15 protein-coding genes are annotated in these 18731 nt (G+C 32.3%); all 15 read left to right on the plus strand.

Translation table 11 applies throughout. From position 1 onward, the window contains the following. The first annotated feature begins 399 nt into the window (after positions 1–399). The 15 genes from FQV30_RS18145 to FQV30_RS04575 all read left to right on the plus strand — a co-directional run bounded on the left by FQV30_RS18145 (position 400) and on the right by FQV30_RS04575 (position 18711). A complete protein-coding gene (locus FQV30_RS18145; RefSeq protein WP_255473306.1) occupies positions 400–522 on the plus strand; it encodes a hypothetical protein in 123 nt (40 codons plus the stop codon). After that, positions 519–1955 (plus strand): sodium:solute symporter family transporter, encoded by a 1437-nt coding sequence (locus FQV30_RS04520; RefSeq protein WP_146498930.1) that lies wholly within the window; start codon positions 519–521, stop codon positions 1953–1955. Before FQV30_RS18145 ends, FQV30_RS04520 begins: the two co-directional genes overlap by 4 nt. Further along, positions 1952–2074, plus strand: coding sequence for a hypothetical protein (locus FQV30_RS18150; RefSeq protein WP_255473307.1), 123 nt, complete (start codon positions 1952–1954; stop codon positions 2072–2074). The genes FQV30_RS04520 and FQV30_RS18150 overlap by 4 nt, the downstream gene beginning before the upstream one ends. Before the next feature lie 16 nt (positions 2075–2090). Then, entirely contained in the window at positions 2091–2807 is a 717-nt protein-coding gene (locus tag FQV30_RS04525; RefSeq protein WP_146498931.1) for a DUF1028 domain-containing protein, read from the plus strand. 344 nt (positions 2808–3151) lie between these two features. Beyond that, positions 3152–3781, plus strand: coding sequence for an acetyltransferase (locus tag FQV30_RS04530; protein WP_146498932.1), 630 nt, complete (start codon positions 3152–3154; stop codon positions 3779–3781). 1640 nt (positions 3782–5421) lie between these two features. Then, entirely contained in the window at positions 5422–6081 is a 660-nt protein-coding gene (locus tag FQV30_RS04535; protein WP_146499569.1) for a sugar transferase, read from the plus strand. A gap of 302 nt (positions 6082–6383) precedes the next feature. Further along, on the plus strand, positions 6384–6560 hold the full coding sequence (locus tag FQV30_RS17875) for a hypothetical protein (protein WP_186725521.1): 177 nt from the start codon (positions 6384–6386) through the stop codon (positions 6558–6560). A gap of 602 nt (positions 6561–7162) precedes the next feature. Next, positions 7163–8314 carry a hypothetical protein gene (locus tag FQV30_RS04540; RefSeq protein WP_146498933.1) on the plus strand — a complete coding sequence of 384 codons (1152 nt, stop codon included), beginning with the start codon at positions 7163–7165 and terminating at the stop codon, positions 8312–8314. Positions 8315–9007: 693 nt separating this feature from the next. Continuing rightward, on the plus strand, positions 9008–10858 hold the full coding sequence (locus FQV30_RS04545) for an aminotransferase class I/II-fold pyridoxal phosphate-dependent enzyme (protein ID WP_146498934.1): 1851 nt from the start codon (positions 9008–9010) through the stop codon (positions 10856–10858). Between the two features lie 246 nt (positions 10859–11104). After that, complete coding sequence (locus FQV30_RS04550; protein WP_146498935.1) at positions 11105–12157, plus strand: DUF1015 family protein; 1053 nt, start codon at positions 11105–11107, stop codon at positions 12155–12157. Positions 12158–12310: 153 nt separating this feature from the next. Then, positions 12311–13828: a murein biosynthesis integral membrane protein MurJ gene (murJ, locus tag FQV30_RS04555; protein ID WP_146498936.1), complete on the plus strand. Its 1518-nt coding sequence runs from the start codon at positions 12311–12313 to the stop codon at positions 13826–13828. A gap of 364 nt (positions 13829–14192) precedes the next feature. Further along, complete coding sequence (locus FQV30_RS04560; RefSeq protein WP_146498937.1) at positions 14193–15206, plus strand: glycosyltransferase family 2 protein; 1014 nt, start codon at positions 14193–14195, stop codon at positions 15204–15206. A 700-nt stretch (positions 15207–15906) separates the two neighbouring features. Further along, positions 15907–16635, plus strand: a complete 729-nt coding sequence (locus FQV30_RS04565) for a YveK family protein (protein WP_146498938.1) — start codon at positions 15907–15909, stop codon at positions 16633–16635. A 2-nt stretch (positions 16636–16637) separates the two neighbouring features. Beyond that, the gene (locus FQV30_RS04570) at positions 16638–17315 is read left to right on the plus strand and encodes a CpsD/CapB family tyrosine-protein kinase (RefSeq protein ID WP_146498939.1); all 678 of its coding nucleotides are present in this window, start codon (positions 16638–16640) and stop codon (positions 17313–17315) included. A 121-nt stretch (positions 17316–17436) separates the two neighbouring features. Then, on the plus strand, positions 17437–18711 hold the full coding sequence (locus tag FQV30_RS04575; protein ID WP_146498940.1) for an O-antigen ligase family protein: 1275 nt from the start codon (positions 17437–17439) through the stop codon (positions 18709–18711). The last annotated feature ends 20 nt before the right edge of the window (positions 18712–18731 follow it).

The following is an 18731-nucleotide window of genomic DNA, read 5'->3' on the forward strand; positions in this document are numbered from 1 at the left end:
AAAGAGTTCGCACGCTGTTGTATTGTACAGGCGTGTGAACTCTTTAAAATTTAACTAGATAATAAAATCAAATACAGAAAAAATATTATTTGAATAAAAATTAGAACACAGTTTTGTAGAACAAACATCTCTTTGAGATGTTTGTTTTTTTCATATTGAAGTACTTATTAAAAAGTTCGAATTAAAGTCTGATTAGTTTGACAACTTAGATTTGCATAAATATACTCTACAGTAAGTTTGATTTACGAAGTGAAAGGAGGGTTTTGATTAAGCTTTATTACTGTAGTTTTATATTCTGTTTTTTTAACATCTGAATTGATTTTTAGGAATAAATCACACAGAAGGAAAGGCAGAAAAAAGTTAGCCATTTACTCATAATAGTAATGGGGAGGAAAGAAAATGACTTTTTGGATAACCAGCAGCATCATTTTATTTCTTATTGTTGTGATTTCTGCTTTCGGACCATTGTTCGGTCTGTATGGCGAGATGATCCATAAGGAGAATGAGGAGGAACGCAAGTGAATATTCCCTGGGGCAATATTATCGTTATTCTGATCCTTGGCGCTATCTTCATTGTATCCAGCTGGTTCATCTCCCGTAAAGTTTCGACGGCGGATGAATACATTTCCGGGAACGGCAAGCTGGGAGTGGCATTTGGGACAACGTCTCTTTTGGCATTCTGGATTACGGGAAACACCATCATGGCGGCGCCGGAAGCGGCATACGGAATGGGGGTCATCGGAGCGATCGCCTACTCGTTCCTCGGAGGCGTGGCGGTGGTGTCGTTTTCGCCGCTCGGCAAACGGATCCACGAAATCATTCCAAACGGCAAAACTGTCGGCGACTTCTACAAGAACCGCTTTGACAAAAAGAACTATTTCTTCTTCATGATCATGCTGTTCTTCTATATGTTCGGTTTGCTGATGACGCAAGGAATCGGCGGCGGACTGTTGCTCGAACAGATTTTTGATGTACCTTACACTTTGGCGGTTGTGCTGACGTTCGTTATCGTTATTGCCTATGCCACAATGGGCGGCTTTTCATCCATCACCGGCATCGCATTTTTCCAGGTTATGTTGATCTTCATCGTTGTTATTGTCGTGCCGCCGCTTGTTTACTTTTCAACAGGCATTGCGCCGGTTTATACGGGAATGGCGCAATTTGCTCCTGAGAAACTGGACTTGCTGCTGCCGGCCGGCATCCTCTTTATGTTTGCGGGGGCGATGTTCGCCATCGGGGAAGTGTTCATGGACAATACGTTCTGGCAGCGGGCTTATGCGGTGCGCAAAGACAAGCTGATGAGCATCTTCGGTTTGGCTGGAATCGGCTGGTTTTTCGTTCCGCTTGCCACGGCGACGCTCGCCTTTGTTGCAATCGGCACCAATCAGGCACCAGCCGAGGTCAACCAAGTGGCGCCGTTTATCGCACAGATCTACGGAGGCAATTTTGTCAGCTGGGTGTTTTTGGTTGGCGTCTGGTCCGCGCTCGCTTCCACCATCGCGGCAATCCTTAATGCGCTGGTATCGCTATTGATCCACGATATTTACCAAAGCATCAATCCGCGGGCTGACAATAAAAAGCTCCTCCGCATCAGCAAAATTTTGACGGTGGTGATCGGGATTTTGGCGCTGTTGATTTCCTTGCCAAAATTCTTAACGATGCTGCAAATGCTGATTTTTCTCGGCGTCATCAATGCGGCATTCGTTTTCCCGATCATTTACGGCTTGTTCTGGAGAAAACTCGATGCCACAGTCGCTTTTATCGCTTCAATTCTTGCCATTGTTGTAGGGTATTTTGTCTACTTCACAATAGGCAATCTGCAGGGAGTGGTGGCGAGCGGCTGGGTTTCATTTCTTGTCTGCTGGATTGGAAGCCTTGTAAGGCCGGCAGATTTCAATTGGAACAAGCTTTACCGGGTCGGCCAAAGCCATACATCGGAGGTGGAACGTAAATGACAATTTCCCTTGGCGCTTTCACCATATTGATCTGGATCAGCATTCTCGGCTCGGCGCTTTTGATGCTGACGATTTTTGGGTATTTCATCTACGAACTAAGAAAGAAAAAAATCTGGTGATTCTAGGAGGATGGCAATGTTAAAACTCAACACTTTTTCAATCGCTGCAAGAGATGAGAAAACCGGCCAGCTCGGTGTGGCCGTATCGACAAAAGTTCCGGCGGTCGGTCTGCTTTGCCCGTTTGTCAAAGCGGACGTCGGCGCCATTGCAACGCAATCATTCGTCAATCCGTATATCGGCATCAACGGGCTGAAATATTTGGAAGAAGGGCTATCAGCACAGGAAGTGATGGATCGCATTCTCGAGGAAGACCCGGACCCGTCCATCCGCCAGTTCAGCATTGTGGACAAGAACGGTTTGGCTGTATCGTTTTCCGGAGACAAATGCGATGGCTGGTACGGGCACGTAACGGATGAGAACTATGCCATTGCCGGAAATATGCTAGTTGGAGAAGATACCATCCAGGAAATGAAAAAATCCTTTGAAGCTACTGGGGATTTGACACTGGCCGAGCGGCTTTTGAAAGCGATGGAAGCGGGACAGGCTGCTGGGGGCGACAAGCGTGGGAGACAATCTGCTTCCCTTAAAGTGTATTCCACCGAAGAATATCCGCTCGTCGATCTTCGGGTGGACGAACATCCGGATCCAGTAAAAGAACTTGGCCGCATTTACGAAGTGGCGAAAAAGGAACTGTTCCCGTTCATGGAGATGCTGCCGACATTGGAAAACCCGGCAGGCAAGTTCGATTTCGAATCTTCGCGGGAGATGGGATTGCTGCAGGATAATGAATAGCAGCGAATGGAATACAGTTGTGAATTTTAAGAAGCCTCTTTAAAGGAAATCATTTTTCTTCAAAGAGGTTTTTTATGCCGACCAATAATATAGAGAAAACAGGAAAGTAGCACAGATTATAAATGGACGCTGCAAAGAGCTGAAAATCCATTTAGTTCGAATCTGTCATTGTACTTATGATAAAAGTATTTCTAATTATACAACTTTATAATATTATGAGAAAGATTATACTATTAATAATAAAAGAAGAATACATACTCAACAGGAAAATAAAACATTGGATATACAATCAATGAAAAATTGATGGGAAGTACAAAGTTTTCAATACATAGAGGAGAATGAATATGAACATAATATTAATCGGCGACAGTGGTCATGCACGGGTCATTTACGACAACGTGATATCTGGTGGGAATCAGGTGGTGGCGAAGCTGGATGATAAGTATACTGAGCTTTTTAAAGAGGATGGCTGCTGGATTGGACCTATTTCTGAAGTATATGGATTGATTGAAAAAGAAGAGGCAAAAGTGGTTATTGCTATTGGTGCCAATACAGTAAGAAGAAAAATCGTAGAGCAGCTTTCATTAGATGCCTCATGCTATGCGACTGCCATACATAAAGACGCTATAGTTAGCCCAAGTGCCGTCATTGGCCATGGAACCGTTATTATGCCGGGAGCTATAGTCAATGCAGCTGCTAGTGTCGGCAACCATTCAATTTTAAACTCGCGGATTGTTGTAGAACATGATTGTAAAATTGGGGATTTTGTCCATGTGTCACCTGGAGCGGTAGTGGCCGGAGGCGCAAAAATTAAGGAAGGCGCTTTGATTGAGACGGGCGCTGCTATCATTCCGATGAAGCAAATCGGCCAATGGAGTATTGTCAAGGCGGGGTCTGTCGTAATGGATGATATTGCAGAAATTTCTACAGCAACCGGCGTTCCGGCAAGAATTACAAAAAACGTGCTTCTGTAAAAACAGCTAACTAATCTGAACGAAAAGTTATTGAATATGTAGAGCTGCTCACTTGTTAAAAGAGTAATGCGAAATAGTAAAAGATTGCACTTGAAAAGCTTGTCCCAGTGTTTGGGGCAAGCTTCTTCTTATGCATAAATATTAGCTTCTTCATTAAATGTATTAACAATGTTGATAGGTTTAACAGGGCTGGGAAATCAAGCAATATGCTGGCGATTGTGTAGAAAAAAACGCACATTAATCTCCGTTTATATAAATACATAAAGTAAAAATTAAAGATAATGGCGATTTAACCAAAACCTACTAATATACATAAAGCGCTTTAAATGATATCAACAGCGTAGTAAAAAGTTGCACTCTTAAAATTACAGCGATTAGGTGCGACCTGATTATTGCCGCCATATTTACAAGGTAGTAAAAGAATTAGTTGAATATAGTATTGATGCCGATGGTATTAGGGCAGGAGTGATTGCTGCATCTTTTTATAATCATAATTAGTACTAGGGCTTGTAAAAAAATGGTTATGCTAGATCCGCTTAGACGATACAGTAGAAGAAATTATAAGATCATTACTATATTCGGCTTTCAATTGGAAAGCTATGTTACAGAAAGAATCTTAAGAGTAAAAAGTAGAGTGATAATGAATGAAAAAAGACGTTGTAAAATGTTCTTGTCTAGAAAGATTACGGAAAATTCATTGCTGTGTTTAGTATATTTAATGTTCTGAAATTATCATACGATAATCAATAAAAGTTTTTTTGACCAACTAATTTTATTATTGGCCGAAAAAGCTTTTTTTATCATAATAAATTACTCGAACTATTTAATCGTCTTTTAACCTTTAGAGTCTAGTATTAGTACTAAAAAGAAGAAAAGTGACGAGAAAGTGAGCGATGGTGAAAAGAAGGTGTGACTTTAAATGAGAAATATTTTGAGTTATGGAGATCTGCAATGGCGTCCATAGCTTGCCGGCTTGCAGAGGAAAGGGAAACGATTCTTCCATCAGTAAATAACAAAACTTTTTCCAGCTGTTATGAAAAAACAGATAAAGTTGCTTATTAAAAGGTTTTTTAGAAGCTTTAAGTAATCGCAATAGTTAATAAACTCTAGATGAAAAGGCGTTCTACGACTAAGAAAAATCTAGATGTTAAATGAATTAAATTAAAAATGCGCTTTACTCCGTTACCCTCTGCTTTTAAAAAGACAAATACGGAAGTTTATTGAGGCATGATTGGAAGGTAAACAGCAAAAACAAATAAATATCACTATTTAAATTGAAATAATGATACTTGTTATAAATTTAGGTATTTATAACTAATAAAATTTATTATAAAAAAATTAAACTAAATAATAAGTTATATTTTACTAGTTTTTAGAAAATTTAATGTTAAAAGAATATTAATTCATGTTAAAATGTTATAAAATATTGAAAATTCAAAAAACGAGGTGATTAAAGAAATCCTAGTTACACAATTTTTTCTGAACTATTGTAATTAGGTAATTATCTACATACTCATAGAAAGAATAAAATAATTATGAATTAGAAAAGGTATAAAAAAGTAGAGAAAATTCGAAAAATATAGACTAATAGGCAAAAAGGGGGGATTTTATTGAGAGTTTTTGAGAAAAGTAAACATGAAATGATAACTGAGTTTCCACAACCTTCTACTAAAGTACCTATAAATAGTGCTAACAATTCTTATCTTTATTCTAAGCGTGTTCTCGATATTTTATTATCGTTAGTCGGGATTCTACTTCTTCTTCCATTTTTTCTAGTCATATGTATTTTGATAAAAAGTGAAGACTGGCGCAGCACTATTTTCTTCAAACAACAACGAGTTGGAAGAGACGGAAAGATGTTTTTTATGTATAAATTCCGTTCAATGGTAAGCAATGCAGAAGCATTGAAAGCAACCTTAGCAAATCAAAATGAAGCAACAGGGCCTATTTTTAAAATTAAACACGATCCACGAGTTACAAAAATAGGGAGATTTATCAGAAAAACAAGCATTGATGAACTGCCACAACTACTAAATGTTCTTAAAGGAGAAATGAGTCTAGTGGGTCCAAGACCACCGCTGCCGGACGAAGTGGCGCTATATACTTCTTATGAAAAAAAGAGGTTAGCTGTTACTCCAGGACTTACTTGCTACTGGCAGGTAAGTGGAAGAAGTAGTATTGGATTTGAGGAATGGGTTGCTTTGGATTTAAAATACATTCAAGAGCGATGTATTTTGGTAGATCTAAAATTAATATTTAAAACGGTATTTGTTCTCTTTGGTTCAAACAATGCTTATTAGCTCATTTAATAAATAAAACCTTTACCATTTTAAGTTTGGTAAAGGTTTTTTATTGTTTCTGCGAAAGTTGTTATAAATTAAAAATTTAATAATTAAAGATAAGTAATGAGTGTGAAAATATAAAAAAAGGTAAAGAATTTAATAGTTTAGAATAAAAATGTTATAATTAAAGAAGTAAAAAATATAGAAATTTTGGTTTTAATATAATTTTAAATTTTTGTATGACGATTTGAAAGAACAGCAAAAGGTTATATCAAAGTTAGTGATTATTAAATAAAATAAATTAAAAAGAGGCGTTTACTATGTGGGGAGTATTTATGAGTGGAGGAGTATTTGTATTAGCCATTGTCTTTTCTTTAGCTAAAGCAAGTTCTCGTTCTGAAAAAATTACTGAATCACACCGAACCGAATTACTTTCAAGAAAAAAAGCCGAAAAAGCAGTTCACAATTCTAATAATAAAAATCAAATGAAAGGTTAAAGAAGTTTATTGAGTAGTGAATACGAAATAAACTTCTTTATTTTAATATAAAAATGTTTGTGAATATTATGTCTAAATTGAAAAGTTTTGATGTAAGAATATTAAATAGTAGTAAAAGTGCTGAAGATATTTGCATTCCATATATCTTCAGCTTTTTTTATTCAGTTTAGTTTAATACTACTCTTTCTTTTTACACTTATAAATTTTCTAAAAAGAAAAGTTCAATCAAAATATTAACTTTACCTTTGTGCCGTCACTAATATATATAATTATTTTTTAAGGAGTAATTCAATACAATAAATTGTAAATTTTAAAATCAATGCAAATCCTAGAATGAAATGAAGCAATTCTTAAATACATTTAAATAAATGTAAAGAATAACTTGAAAAATGTTTTGAATATTCTTAATATTAAATATAATATAAGTTTTTAAAATGTAAGAAGTTTTAATCAAAATAATAATTTTGTATAAAATTAAATGATTTGTTTTACTATTTAATTACTTCAGTTAAAACCTTGAAAAAAGATTAAAGATTTATTAATTATAAGACTAGCACTATATTAAACGCTCAAAAATATTGTTGATAATAGGGGGAGATATGATGAATAAAAGATTAAACGTTGCAGTTACAGGATATACAGGAACAGGTTCTTCAGCCGTAATTGACTTTTTAAGAGAATTTGATGTTTGTGGTGTTCCATTTGGAGAAGATAAAGAATACGAACATATACCTTTTTATGCTGACAGTGGATTATTTGATTTAGGAGCAATTCTTATGAACGTAAATAGTCCTGCGCGTTCTGATACAGCAATTTCCTCATTTGTTAATAGCATGAACTGGCTTAACAATAATAATTTCGGTTGGTTTGGATCCTATAAATGGTTAGTAGGTGATAAATTTCAGAAGGCAGTGCAAGAATTTATTGGAGAGATTAGCCAGCCAATAATAGGAAGTACATACAGTCATTATAAATCTGTTAGGTTTTCGGTTTTAAAAGTTCTATTACAACTAGCAGCTAAAATAGTTTATAAACGATCATTTATTAGATGGGGACGTAAGTATGTAATAGATAAAAAACAAAATTACTTTTCTATGCCTACACCTACAGAATTTTATAGTGCTGCTCGCAAATTTGTTAATGCTTATTTTGAAATGTGTTCTGAACCTGGAAAACAAATTATGATATATGATCATTTGCTTTGGCCGCAACAAACCCACTTGATAAATGATTATTTTGATCAAAATTTTAAAATGATTGTTGTTATGCGTGATGTAAGAGATTTATATACATTAAATAAAAACTATTGGTATAAACCTCCAGTTGGTACAGGAACTCCTTTATTCCCAATAAATCCTTACGAATTTGTAGAATATTGGAAAAGGGTTGGAGAACTCGAAAACAAAAAAAACAATTCCAGCGGTGTGTTGTATATTTATTTTGAAGATTTAGTATATGATTATGATGCAACGGCCTTGAAAATTATGGAGTATTTAAAATTAGAACCAGAGCAACATATTAATAAAAAGAAATATTTTAACCCTGCTGAATCTATTAAAAACACTCAAACCTTTTTTGTGAAAAAACCTTGGGCTCAGGAAGCAGCAATTATAGGAAACAGGATCCCAGAATATACGTATGATTTTCCTTTTTTAATCAATACAAGTGTTTCTGAAATGTTCGATAGACCTGGTATGTTTAATAGACATAAAACAACTTCTGATTTTCAAGAAAAAGAAGAAAGAATTAATTAAACGATATTATTTCTTATATAATTCGAGAATTTAGATTTCATACACTTTGTTGAAGTAAATTGTTTATTGAAATCATTAAAAGTGTTCATTGCATTGTCTTGTGATTTTGTTTTTCTAATAAAAAGATTTTATATTATCCACTACTTCCTTGATGTTTTTCGATTAGGGTTTAGTAACTTACCATGAATATATGAAAACTCCTTATTCCGAAACTAAAATAATTAGTGGATAAGGGGTTTTTAAATTGTTAAAAAAACTAAGAACCTCTGAAAACTATACAAGAGTTGAAATGAATTTTTTACTATGTTGATAAATATAGGAGAAAAGTTAATAAGATTAATTAAGAGTCTAATAAGAAAAACTTTAGTTAAAGAAAACTACTGTTGTTAGTTAAATTTCAAATAGGAAATAACTACTTGCTATTTTATTTTAATATTCGTAAAATTAAAACAATTCTATTTATTCATTGCTGTAAAAGGTTAATTTGTCGAAGGTCAAAACTGAAAAAACTAGTCAAAAAATTTAAGGAGTTATGCTTCAATTATTAGTTTATCGTTAACTGATATGACTTAGGCAAAAGGTTATTTAATAATAGAGGCATTTAGTATGAATAAGTGAAAAAGTAAAAAAATAAATATAAGGTCAGGAAATGTTTTTAAAAAATTTATTAATGAAGGAAGGGACTGAAACTCAATGCAGGGAATCATTTTAGCAGCGGGAATGGGAAAGCGACTTAAAGAACTAACTAATAACAATACAAAAAGTATGGTAAAAGTAAATGGTGTAACAATGATTGAGAGAATGCTTCGTCAACTAGATAAATTGCGGCTTTCAAAAATTGTCTTGGTAATTGGATACAAAGGAAAAGAGTTAAAGGACTTTGTTACGACTTTAGAAATTCATACGCCAATAGAATATGTGGAAAATAAAATCTATGATAAAACAAATAATATTTATTCACTCTATTTGGCAAGAGATCATCTCGTGAGGGAAGATACATTGTTATTGGAATCGGATTTAATCTTTGAAAGTTCTGTTCTAAATAAATTAATTGAAAATCCATATCCTAGCCTCGCACTAGTTGATAAATATGAAAGCTGGATGGATGGCACAGTAGTAACATTGGATGAGGAAAACAATATCAGAAGCTTTCTAGGGAAAAAAGACTTCAAGTATGAAGATAAAAAAGAGTATTATAAGACAGTAAATATCTATAAATTTAGTAAAGAATTTTCTGTTACTCATTATGTGCCTTTCTTAGAAGCTTACAGTAAAGCGCTTGGAAACAACGAATATTATGAACAAGTACTTAAAGTGATTACGATGCTAGATAAACCAGAGATAAAAGCTGCTTTACTAGAAAATGAAACATGGTATGAAATTGATGATGTACAAGATCTTGACATCGCTGAATCAATTTTTGCTACCTCTCCTGAAGAAAGGCTAAATAAAATACAGATGAGATATGGAGGGTATTGGAGATATCCGAACTTAATTGATTTTTGTTATTTAGTAAATCCGTTCTATCCGTCTCCGAAGTTGTTAGATGAAATTAAAGCTAATTTCGATCGTCTAATTTGTGATTATCCTTCGGGAATAGGCGTTAATAGTTTATTGGCTGCAAAATATTTTGGTTTAAAAAAAGAGCATGTAGTTGTCGGCAACGGAGCTGCTGAACTAATCAAATCATTGATGGAAATTTTGGGTGGCAAGATTGGAATTATTATTCCTACTTTTGAAGAATATGTAAACCGGAAAGATACTGATGACCTTGTTCCTTTTTATCCTAATAACAAAGATTATTCTTATACAGCTAATGATTTAATGGAATTTTATAACAATAAGGATATATCAGTTTTATTATTAATCAACCCGGACAATCCTTCTGGGAATTATATCCATAAAGACGATATTTTAAAAATCGCAGCATGGGCGGAAAGAAGACAAATATCTTTTATTCTTGATGAATCCTTTGTCGATTTTGCGGATGAGGTAGGAGCTACCCTTTTGCAAGAAGAAATTTTATCAAGCTATCCTAATTTGATTATCCTTAAAAGTATTTCTAAATCTTTTGGTGTACCGGGAATTCGTCTAGGTATTCTAGCATCCTATAATACAAATCTAATCGATATTATAAGAAGAGATATAGCTATTTGGAATATCAATTCTTTCGGGGAATTCTATATGCAAATTTCTGAAAAGTATAAAGACGATTATAAAAACGCTATGGAAAAATTCAAGTTAGTAAGAAGGGATTACATTGAAGATCTTAAAACTATAAGCTCTATATATGTATTACCTTCTCAAGCAAACTACGTAATGTGTGAAATATTAGGGTCCACCAAAGCAAAAGATGTGACAGAAGCATTGCTAGACAGATTCAATCTATTAATAAAAGATTTGTCTCAAAAAAACGGCATAGACGGGGAGTATATTCGATTAGCAGTAAAAAGGCCGGAAGAAAACGATATGATGGTCGCAGCTTTAAAAGAAATTTTGGAACATAATACAATAGTAGAAGAAACGTATAAGCAAAAAATGTAACTTATGTCGGTTTTTAATTCGCGATATATGTATCAAATTTGTTTTTATTTATTTTTTAAAGGTAATGACAAAGTTTTAATTGTTAATGTTTTTAATTCGTTATTTTAAAGAGTTTTATATTAAAGCCATACATACAAGGGCTTTATAAAGATTGATAACGTTTTCGCTAGGAATTTTTAATCGAAAGAAAGTAACTGGATTAGTTTACTCCTAAAGATAGAAGTGAATTTTTATATGGGGTGAGACATGTTGGAGATAAATGTACTGGAAAAATCTTTTATTAATATTAGTGGAGAAATTTACGATTCTGAATATATTAACTTAGTCAATATAGAAGACGATAAATTAGCACTTGATGAAAGAACGCTATTCCTAACTCGTTTAGAAAAAGAACGATTAAATGGACAGCCAATCAAAAATTATAATGATGCCGTGTATGTTTTTAAGTATAACCAGGTTTTTGGATTGGTTGGAGATGTGCCGATCAAGGAATATAACTCGGGTAAAATAAAATGCCATGAGCTTGTAATGCCGGACACTGTGCAAGGGATGCTTAGCAATCTTCATAGCTATAATTGTGAAGCCGCTCCGGTGCTCCTCGCCCATAGGAAGAAAATCAATTACTCTTACTATATTTCTGAAAAGAAGTATGTGGAAAATTTCAGTCTGAATGGGGGGTTGGAAATCTATGTTTTTTGTGGAAAAGAAGCTGCTAAAATTACAAAAGAATTTGAGGATGAAGAAAGCATTTATGTAGCTGATGGACACCATCGCCTATATACAACTTCGTTATCAAGTTTTAAAAGGTCGGTTTTGTCCTGCTTGATAAGTTTTGAGTACTTAGATATTTTACCTATCCATCGAATTATTCCAAATATAGATGCGCAACTTTTTGAGAATGCGAAAGAATTTATCTATACAAAATTTAATGTTATGAAAGAAAATACACCTTTATCAAAAGGAAAAATCCGCCTTGAGTATGAAGAAGAAAAATTTGTTGTGAGTCTTATAGAGTTAAATTCAGATGCTTTTTGGAATAACGATATATACCGATTAAACACTCAAATTATTTCTCAAGCTTTCCGGATATTTGATACGGGAAGCCTTCAGTATCTTTCGGATACGGATTTGAAAAATTATAAGTCCTCGCCAGGTAAGAAAAATATCTTGATTGAAACATACCCGATAACAAAAGAAGAATTTATAAATTGCGCTAACAACAATACTATAATGCCGCCAAAATCTACATGGTTCGCACCTAAATTTCCATCGTTTTTAATTTTTAAAAAATATTCATAATTTTTAAAATTTATAAAAGATGCTCCCGAATTTAAATTTTCAATATATTAAAGGAATTATAATTCCGATGCTTTTATCAGGTTGATTACTATAAAATGAATGCCTATATAATAAAAGAAATAAAGAAAAATCTAAAGGGCCTGATGAGTTAATATGAAAAAAACAGTTTTGATTGTTATGATTCTAACTATCATTTCACAAATTACAGGTTTTGGAAGAGATTTAACCTTAGCCTATTTTTATGGAACTTCTAATATCAGTGATGTTTATCTGATCACTTTAACTATAACGGGTACTATGTTCGTCTTTTTAGGAACTGGAATATCAACGGGGTATATACCCTTGTTAAGTAACTTAATACAGAATGTTAATTCTACAGAAGGTCTGAAGTTTACAAATAATCTCATTAACCTGTTGCTCATATTTAGCACTATCTTAATAACATTAGGGTTAATTTTTACAGAGAGTATCGTTATAGTATTTGCCTATGGTTTTGATAAGGACGCATTATCACTAGCTGTATTGTTTACAAGGATAAGTATTATAAGTATATATTTCACAACCATGATATATATATTCAAAGGTTATTTACAAGTTAAAGATAGCTTTTTTATATCTACTATAATAGGAATCCCCTTGAATGTATTAGTAATAATCTCAATTGCTGTAAGTTTTAGTTCAAGCGTATTCTTGCTAATTATTGGATATGTTTTTGCAACTTTTGTGCAATTTTTTATTTTAATTATACATGCTTATAGGAAAGGATATCGTTATAAAACTGTTTTAGATTTTAAAGACAAAAATATTAAAAAGCTAATTGTTATTGCCATTCCAGTTATTATTGGGACTTCAGTTGATCAAATCAATACTATTGTAGACAGAACTATAGCATCGCAAATATCGATTGGAGGCATTTCAGCCTTAAATTATGCATATACCTTAACTCGTTTTGCATTAGCGGTAGTTGTTGTATCAACAACCACTGTATTATTCCCTTTTTTATCTAAAAAAGCTGCAAATAGCGATTTATTAGGGTTAAAAGCTGTTTTATCAAATGTAATTGTAGGTGTGATATTACTAATAATACCAGCAACTCTGGGATTTATGATGTTATCTGAACAAATTGTCACGATGTTATTTGGAAGAGGGGCATTCGATAAGGAAGCAATAATTATGACTGCTAACGCATTGTTTTATTATTCGATTGGATTGATAGGTTACGCATTAAGAGATATTTTTTCATCTGTTTTTTATTCTCTACAAGATAGTAAAACTCCCATGATCAATGCTGCTATAGCCATGGCAATGAATATTATATTGAATGTAATATTATCAAAATATATGGGAATAAGTGGTTTAGCATTGGCTACCAGTATTTCTGCTATATTTTGTACGGCATTGTTGACAATAAGCCTTAAACGAAAGCTTGGATACCTTGGTTTAATGAGCATAACAACTTCTATAGTGAAGGTACTTGCTTCTTCAGCAGTAATGGGAATGATTATTGTAGTGCTATTCCAATTTTTAAAGCTTTATATCAATTTAAATTTATCCTTGCTGATTACTATTGTTGTGAGTTCTATATCGTATTTTGTATTAATTTATTTTATGAATATAAAAGAGGTTAACGTGATAGTTAATGGGTTCAAGGAAAAATTAATATCATCATAGGATAACCATAATTTATTTAATATGGCTTATTCAAAAAAAGTTTGTACGGATACACATAGTAGATCTAAAGAAGTTATTAATGCTGAGTTAATTTAATGAGTAAAGGCAATAAAAACAATATATTAAATAGTAATAAGTAGCAGTTTTAATAACTGGTATGTTAAAAAAGAATTTTACATACAAAAATCCTGAAAGAAAATATTAATCGTTACAATATTAACACAGACATGCACTCTAATTTTTATTAGCTTACTGTTAACCTTATAAATTTATAATGAATGGTTTGCTATCAGATAAATAAAAAAGAGTTTGGAAATTAAACCAATAAAAAAATGTAGAAAATGATTCGTGGAGGTGAGTCCTCATGCAAAAAAAAAGTGGGTTAAGCATGATTATACCTATTTACAATGTGGAGGAATACATTGAGGAATGTTTGCAATCAGTTATTGATAGCATGGAAATTTTACCCAATGTTCAAATAATACTAGTGGACGATGGATCTCAAGATAACTCCGGATATATCGCCAAAAAGTATGCAGGCGCTTATTCAAATTTCCTTTATTTATTAAAAGAAAATGGAGGAATATCAGAAGCGCGAAATTATGGACTTGAATATGTACAGTATAATTACGTAGCTTTTTTAGATAGTGACGATACCATACAAAAACCATTTTTTAATAAAATATTTAAAGTGCTTGAAGACGAACCAGATATGATTATTTACGATTATGTAAATGTTAAGGAAGGGAGCAAGCCTGAAGCGGTTAAAGGCATGGATTTTGCTGAAGTCCTTTGGACAGTTCAGGCCAGTGCTTGGAATAAAGTTTACAAGACCAGCTTGTTCGAACATGTAAAGTTTCCAAAAGATCGGATTTTCGAGGATGTAGAAACTATTTACAAGTTGCTGTATTATACGAATACTTATGTTTATATTAACGAACCATTATACACTTATAGAAAAAATAGAAAAGGTAGTATACTGTCTACGCTTTCTTCAAATATTAATGATATATACAGTGCAATGGAAGAAATTTATAAATTTTATTCAACAAAAGGTGCTTTAACAGGTGAGAATCAAACTGGTTTATGTTATCAATATGTCAAATTACTTTGTTGGTCAAATATGTATAGGCAGCTTCAATTTTTCAAGTACAACTTTTGGGGATTTCATCTGAAGATGAAAGAAACGCGATTGTTACTTTACGATCGGTTTCCAGAATGGAAGTATAATGAACACTTGAATCGGAATGTATTATTCTTTGGTGAAAGATTAGGAGTTGACTATATTAAAAAGCTTGATTCTATTGGTAAGTCGATATCTTCGACATTTTATACAACCCTTTATCTTGTATCGAAAAACCGAAAGAGACTTAGCTAGTAATTGGTATAGTGCAATCATCTCCTTGATACTATGCAGTTTATTTCATTAAAAAACTAATAAGTAAATGCTATTATAAGTAAAGCAGTGATTCTAATATAAATTTAAAGACCTCAACGCTATGCTCTTTTAAGAGAAAACGTTCAGGTCTTTAAATTTAATTTGTATTAAATGAAGTGAAATCGCCCTTGAAATTGAGCCATTATTAAGTTGACCAGAAAGTTCTCCGAGTGTAAGAGTATCTGACGGCATTAGGTTTTAGTTGATGTTATCTAAATATAATTTAAGCAATGTTTAAGAATTCAATAGCCAAAATTTTAAGTTTTTATAGTCTTAATATATAAAAATAGCTGTATTAAAAATAAATATATTAAAAAATCTGAATTTTCTATTTAATGTTTTAAAAATATGATAAGATTAGGGAAACAATTTTTAGAGTGCTAAAAGGCTCGGAAATTCACAAATTTTAATAATAATAATATTGAAAATAGTAAGAACCGGTTTACATTATTTTGTCATTAAAAATTTACTAAAGGAGGATTAATTATAAATATAGTAAACTCTCTTTCGTTGAAAATAATACATTTATCAAATATAAAAATTTCAACAAATAGTAATAGGAATTGTCTACTGTGTTACAACAGTTGAATAAAGCGAGTCAGAAGTCGATTGCTTTAAGTACATTAGCAGGAGGAGAAATATGGAAGAAAAACTTGGTTTAAGAGAAGTTTTTAAAGTGCTTAATAAATATAAAGTTTTAATAATTTCTATCACTTTTGCGTTGGGATTAATTGCAGGAATGGTTTCTCACTACTCAATAACTCCGCTTTATGAAAGTTCAACTCAAATTTTAGTAAATCGAAACGGAGCGCTAAATAGTCAGGAATCTAATCAGAATATAGAAGCAGACTTAAGGCTAATTGATACTTATAGCGATATTATCAAAACTCCTAATATATTAAACCAAGTAATTGAAAAGCTAAATTTGAATCTTACAGTTGAAGAACTGACTGAAAAAATAACCGTTGATTCTAATGATGGATCTCAAGTTATCTATATCTCTGTAAGAGATATAGATATTGAAAGGGCTGTCTTAATTGCTAATACGACAGTAGAAGTATTTAGTGAAGAAATTAAAGAAATACTTAATGTAAATAATGTAGCAGTAATATCTCCTGCAGCCATAGGAGAAAGCCCTTCACCAGTTACACCAAATATTTTTGTGAACACAGCAGTTATGTCCGTAATCGGCCTATTAGTAGGGTCAAGTCTAGCGTTCTTATTTAACTATATGAACACCACTATTAGAAATGAAAAAGATGTAGAGAACATACTGAATATACCAGTGCTTGCCATGATTCCTTCTTTAGCAGAAAAAGAAAAAATAAATAATTCTACTTTGAGAAATTTAGAAAGAAAAGAGGTTTAACTATGGTATTGAACAATGATCCAATTAACGCTGGTAGCAAGCTTATTGTCAATTCAATGCCTCAATCATACGAAGCAGAACAATTTCGAAATTTAAAAACAAGTATAAACTTCCAAATGAAAAAACAAAAAATAAGCACAATTGTTATCACATCACCTTCATATTCTGAAGGAAAAACGACTACAGCAACGAACTTGGCCGCAGTATTTGCAGAAGAAGGAAAAAAAGTATTGCTTGTTGATGGAGACATAAGAAAACCAACTATACATCAAATTTTCAATCAGCAAAATATACATGGTCTTTCGAGTGTACTAAATCAACAAGTTTCGTTAGAGAATGCAATTATTTCTTCCTCAATTCAAGGACTTAAACTTCTTACTGGAGGGCCAACACCTTCAAATCCGGTTAAGTTGTTGTCTTCTAGCACGATGGATGAACTTATAGTTAACTCAATAGCTAATTATGACCTAGTTATTTTTGATTCTCCGCCTATATTATACGTATCTGATGCTCAATTAATAGCAGATAGAAGTCAATGTTCTATTTTAGTACTCAATTCTCAGGAAACAGAAAAAAATCTAGCAATAAAAGCAAAGGAAATATTAGATAAAACAGATGCTAGATTACTAGGTGCAGTATTAAATAATCATAATGTTTCAATAAATGGACTACGCGTGTAACTGAGGATGCGAAAAAGAGGGAATAAGAAACACTTGTAATATTTAGTAATTGATTAAAAATCATAATACATTTACCTAGTTTTTCTAAAAGTAAAAGTTCGTGAAGGAGGTGGTGAATTTAGTGAGCATTATAGATTCTAGAGAAACTGCAGAAGCAAAGTATGTCAAAGCTTTCTCCAATGAAAATATAGGTAAGAAACAAAGTGGTATTTTAGAAGATGATTTGCTTCTATTTTATATACTTTGGCCAATTATCATAACTCCTAAAGAAGTTCAATTTGTTTTCTTATTTTTGGTTACAGTGCTTTTATTGAAAAGGCATAAATTATATTTTGATACATTAAGTTTTTTTTTATTTTCCTATATTTTGCTTTATGCTTTTTCGATTTTTTTAAATCTGTTGATTCGCTCATCTGAATTTGTCCGTGTATTAGCAGCATTTAATTCCTTAGGTACTTGGGTATTAGCTGTTTTACTTTATTTGATTTACAAAAACCTTGATATTGATATGAAAAGATTATATAAAATTTCATTTATAAACTATTCAATATTAATCATTGTCTGGATAATAACCATGGTTATTCATACCATTACATCCATAAGTGAATTAAATATCATGACTCGAAGATTATACTATACTGAATACTTTGATCAGCAAGTTGTGATAAGATTTATGGGATTAATGGATTATTCAAACCTAATTATAATGTTTGGTATTTTTTTCTATCCACTATACTTTATTTATATTCGCAACTTTAAGCATAGAACCATACAAGTTGTGTTATTAATCATAGGAATTTTCCCATTGATCAGTAGTTATTCAAGAAGTGGTTACATAATCATTGGAACAGCCATAATTATAGGTATTGTTTATTTCGTTCATTACACTATGAATAGAAATGTCTTTTTCTCCTTATTTTTATTGATTTCCTCTATATTAATAGCAGTATTTTTTTTTACAGATATATATCATTTAATGTCTTTGCAAATTGAAAAATTAATGGCTGCGCGAGAAGGAAGCAATAAGAGCAGGGGATTAATAGTAGAAGAGAGTATGAATATTGCTTTTAGGGAGTCTCCTTTTATTGGGATGGGAATAAAAGAGATATCTTCAAATGGTTATCCGTTAGGCTCACATTCAACGTTTCTAGGCTTTTTTTATAAAACAGGAATTGTTGGTCTTTTATTGGGGATTAGTTTATTTATTTTAATTAATTCGAAAATTCTTTTTTTGAAAAGCAGCTTCAATAGAAAAATTATAAGCATATTTATTTTATTAATGTCTGTCAGTTTTATAGTTGAAGATATAGACGGTGCCAATTGGTTGCTCTGTCTTTACTTTATATTTGTTGCACTGCTAGTAAATGAAAATAGTTGGATAACGAGAAAACACTAGAATATTGACAAGAACTTTTC

The organism is Planomicrobium sp. CPCC 101110 (assembly GCF_007859395.1).
In the GTDB taxonomy this organism is placed as follows: domain Bacteria; phylum Bacillota; class Bacilli; order Bacillales_A; family Planococcaceae; genus Planococcus.

Coding starts and splice junctions, on each gene's coding strand:
- FQV30_RS04565 (WP_146498938.1), top strand. CDS start 15,907: ATGGAAGAAAAACTTGGTTTAAGAGAAGTTTTTAAAGTGCTTAATAAA.
- FQV30_RS18150 (WP_255473307.1), top strand. CDS start 1,952: ATGACAATTTCCCTTGGCGCTTTCACCATATTGATCTGGATCAGCATT.
- FQV30_RS04535 (WP_146499569.1), top strand. CDS start 5,422: ATGATAACTGAGTTTCCACAACCTTCTACTAAAGTACCTATAAATAGT.
- FQV30_RS04560 (WP_146498937.1), top strand. CDS start 14,193: ATGCAAAAAAAAAGTGGGTTAAGCATGATTATACCTATTTACAATGTG.
- FQV30_RS17875 (WP_186725521.1), top strand. CDS start 6,384: ATGTGGGGAGTATTTATGAGTGGAGGAGTATTTGTATTAGCCATTGTC.
- FQV30_RS04530 (WP_146498932.1), top strand. CDS start 3,152: ATGAACATAATATTAATCGGCGACAGTGGTCATGCACGGGTCATTTAC.
- FQV30_RS04570 (WP_146498939.1), top strand. CDS start 16,638: ATGGTATTGAACAATGATCCAATTAACGCTGGTAGCAAGCTTATTGTC.
- FQV30_RS04540 (WP_146498933.1), top strand. CDS start 7,163: ATGAATAAAAGATTAAACGTTGCAGTTACAGGATATACAGGAACAGGT.
- FQV30_RS18145 (WP_255473306.1), top strand. CDS start 400: ATGACTTTTTGGATAACCAGCAGCATCATTTTATTTCTTATTGTTGTG.
- FQV30_RS04545 (WP_146498934.1), top strand. CDS start 9,008: ATGCAGGGAATCATTTTAGCAGCGGGAATGGGAAAGCGACTTAAAGAA.
- FQV30_RS04525 (WP_146498931.1), top strand. CDS start 2,091: ATGTTAAAACTCAACACTTTTTCAATCGCTGCAAGAGATGAGAAAACC.
- murJ (WP_146498936.1), top strand. CDS start 12,311: ATGAAAAAAACAGTTTTGATTGTTATGATTCTAACTATCATTTCACAA.
- FQV30_RS04550 (WP_146498935.1), top strand. CDS start 11,105: ATGTTGGAGATAAATGTACTGGAAAAATCTTTTATTAATATTAGTGGA.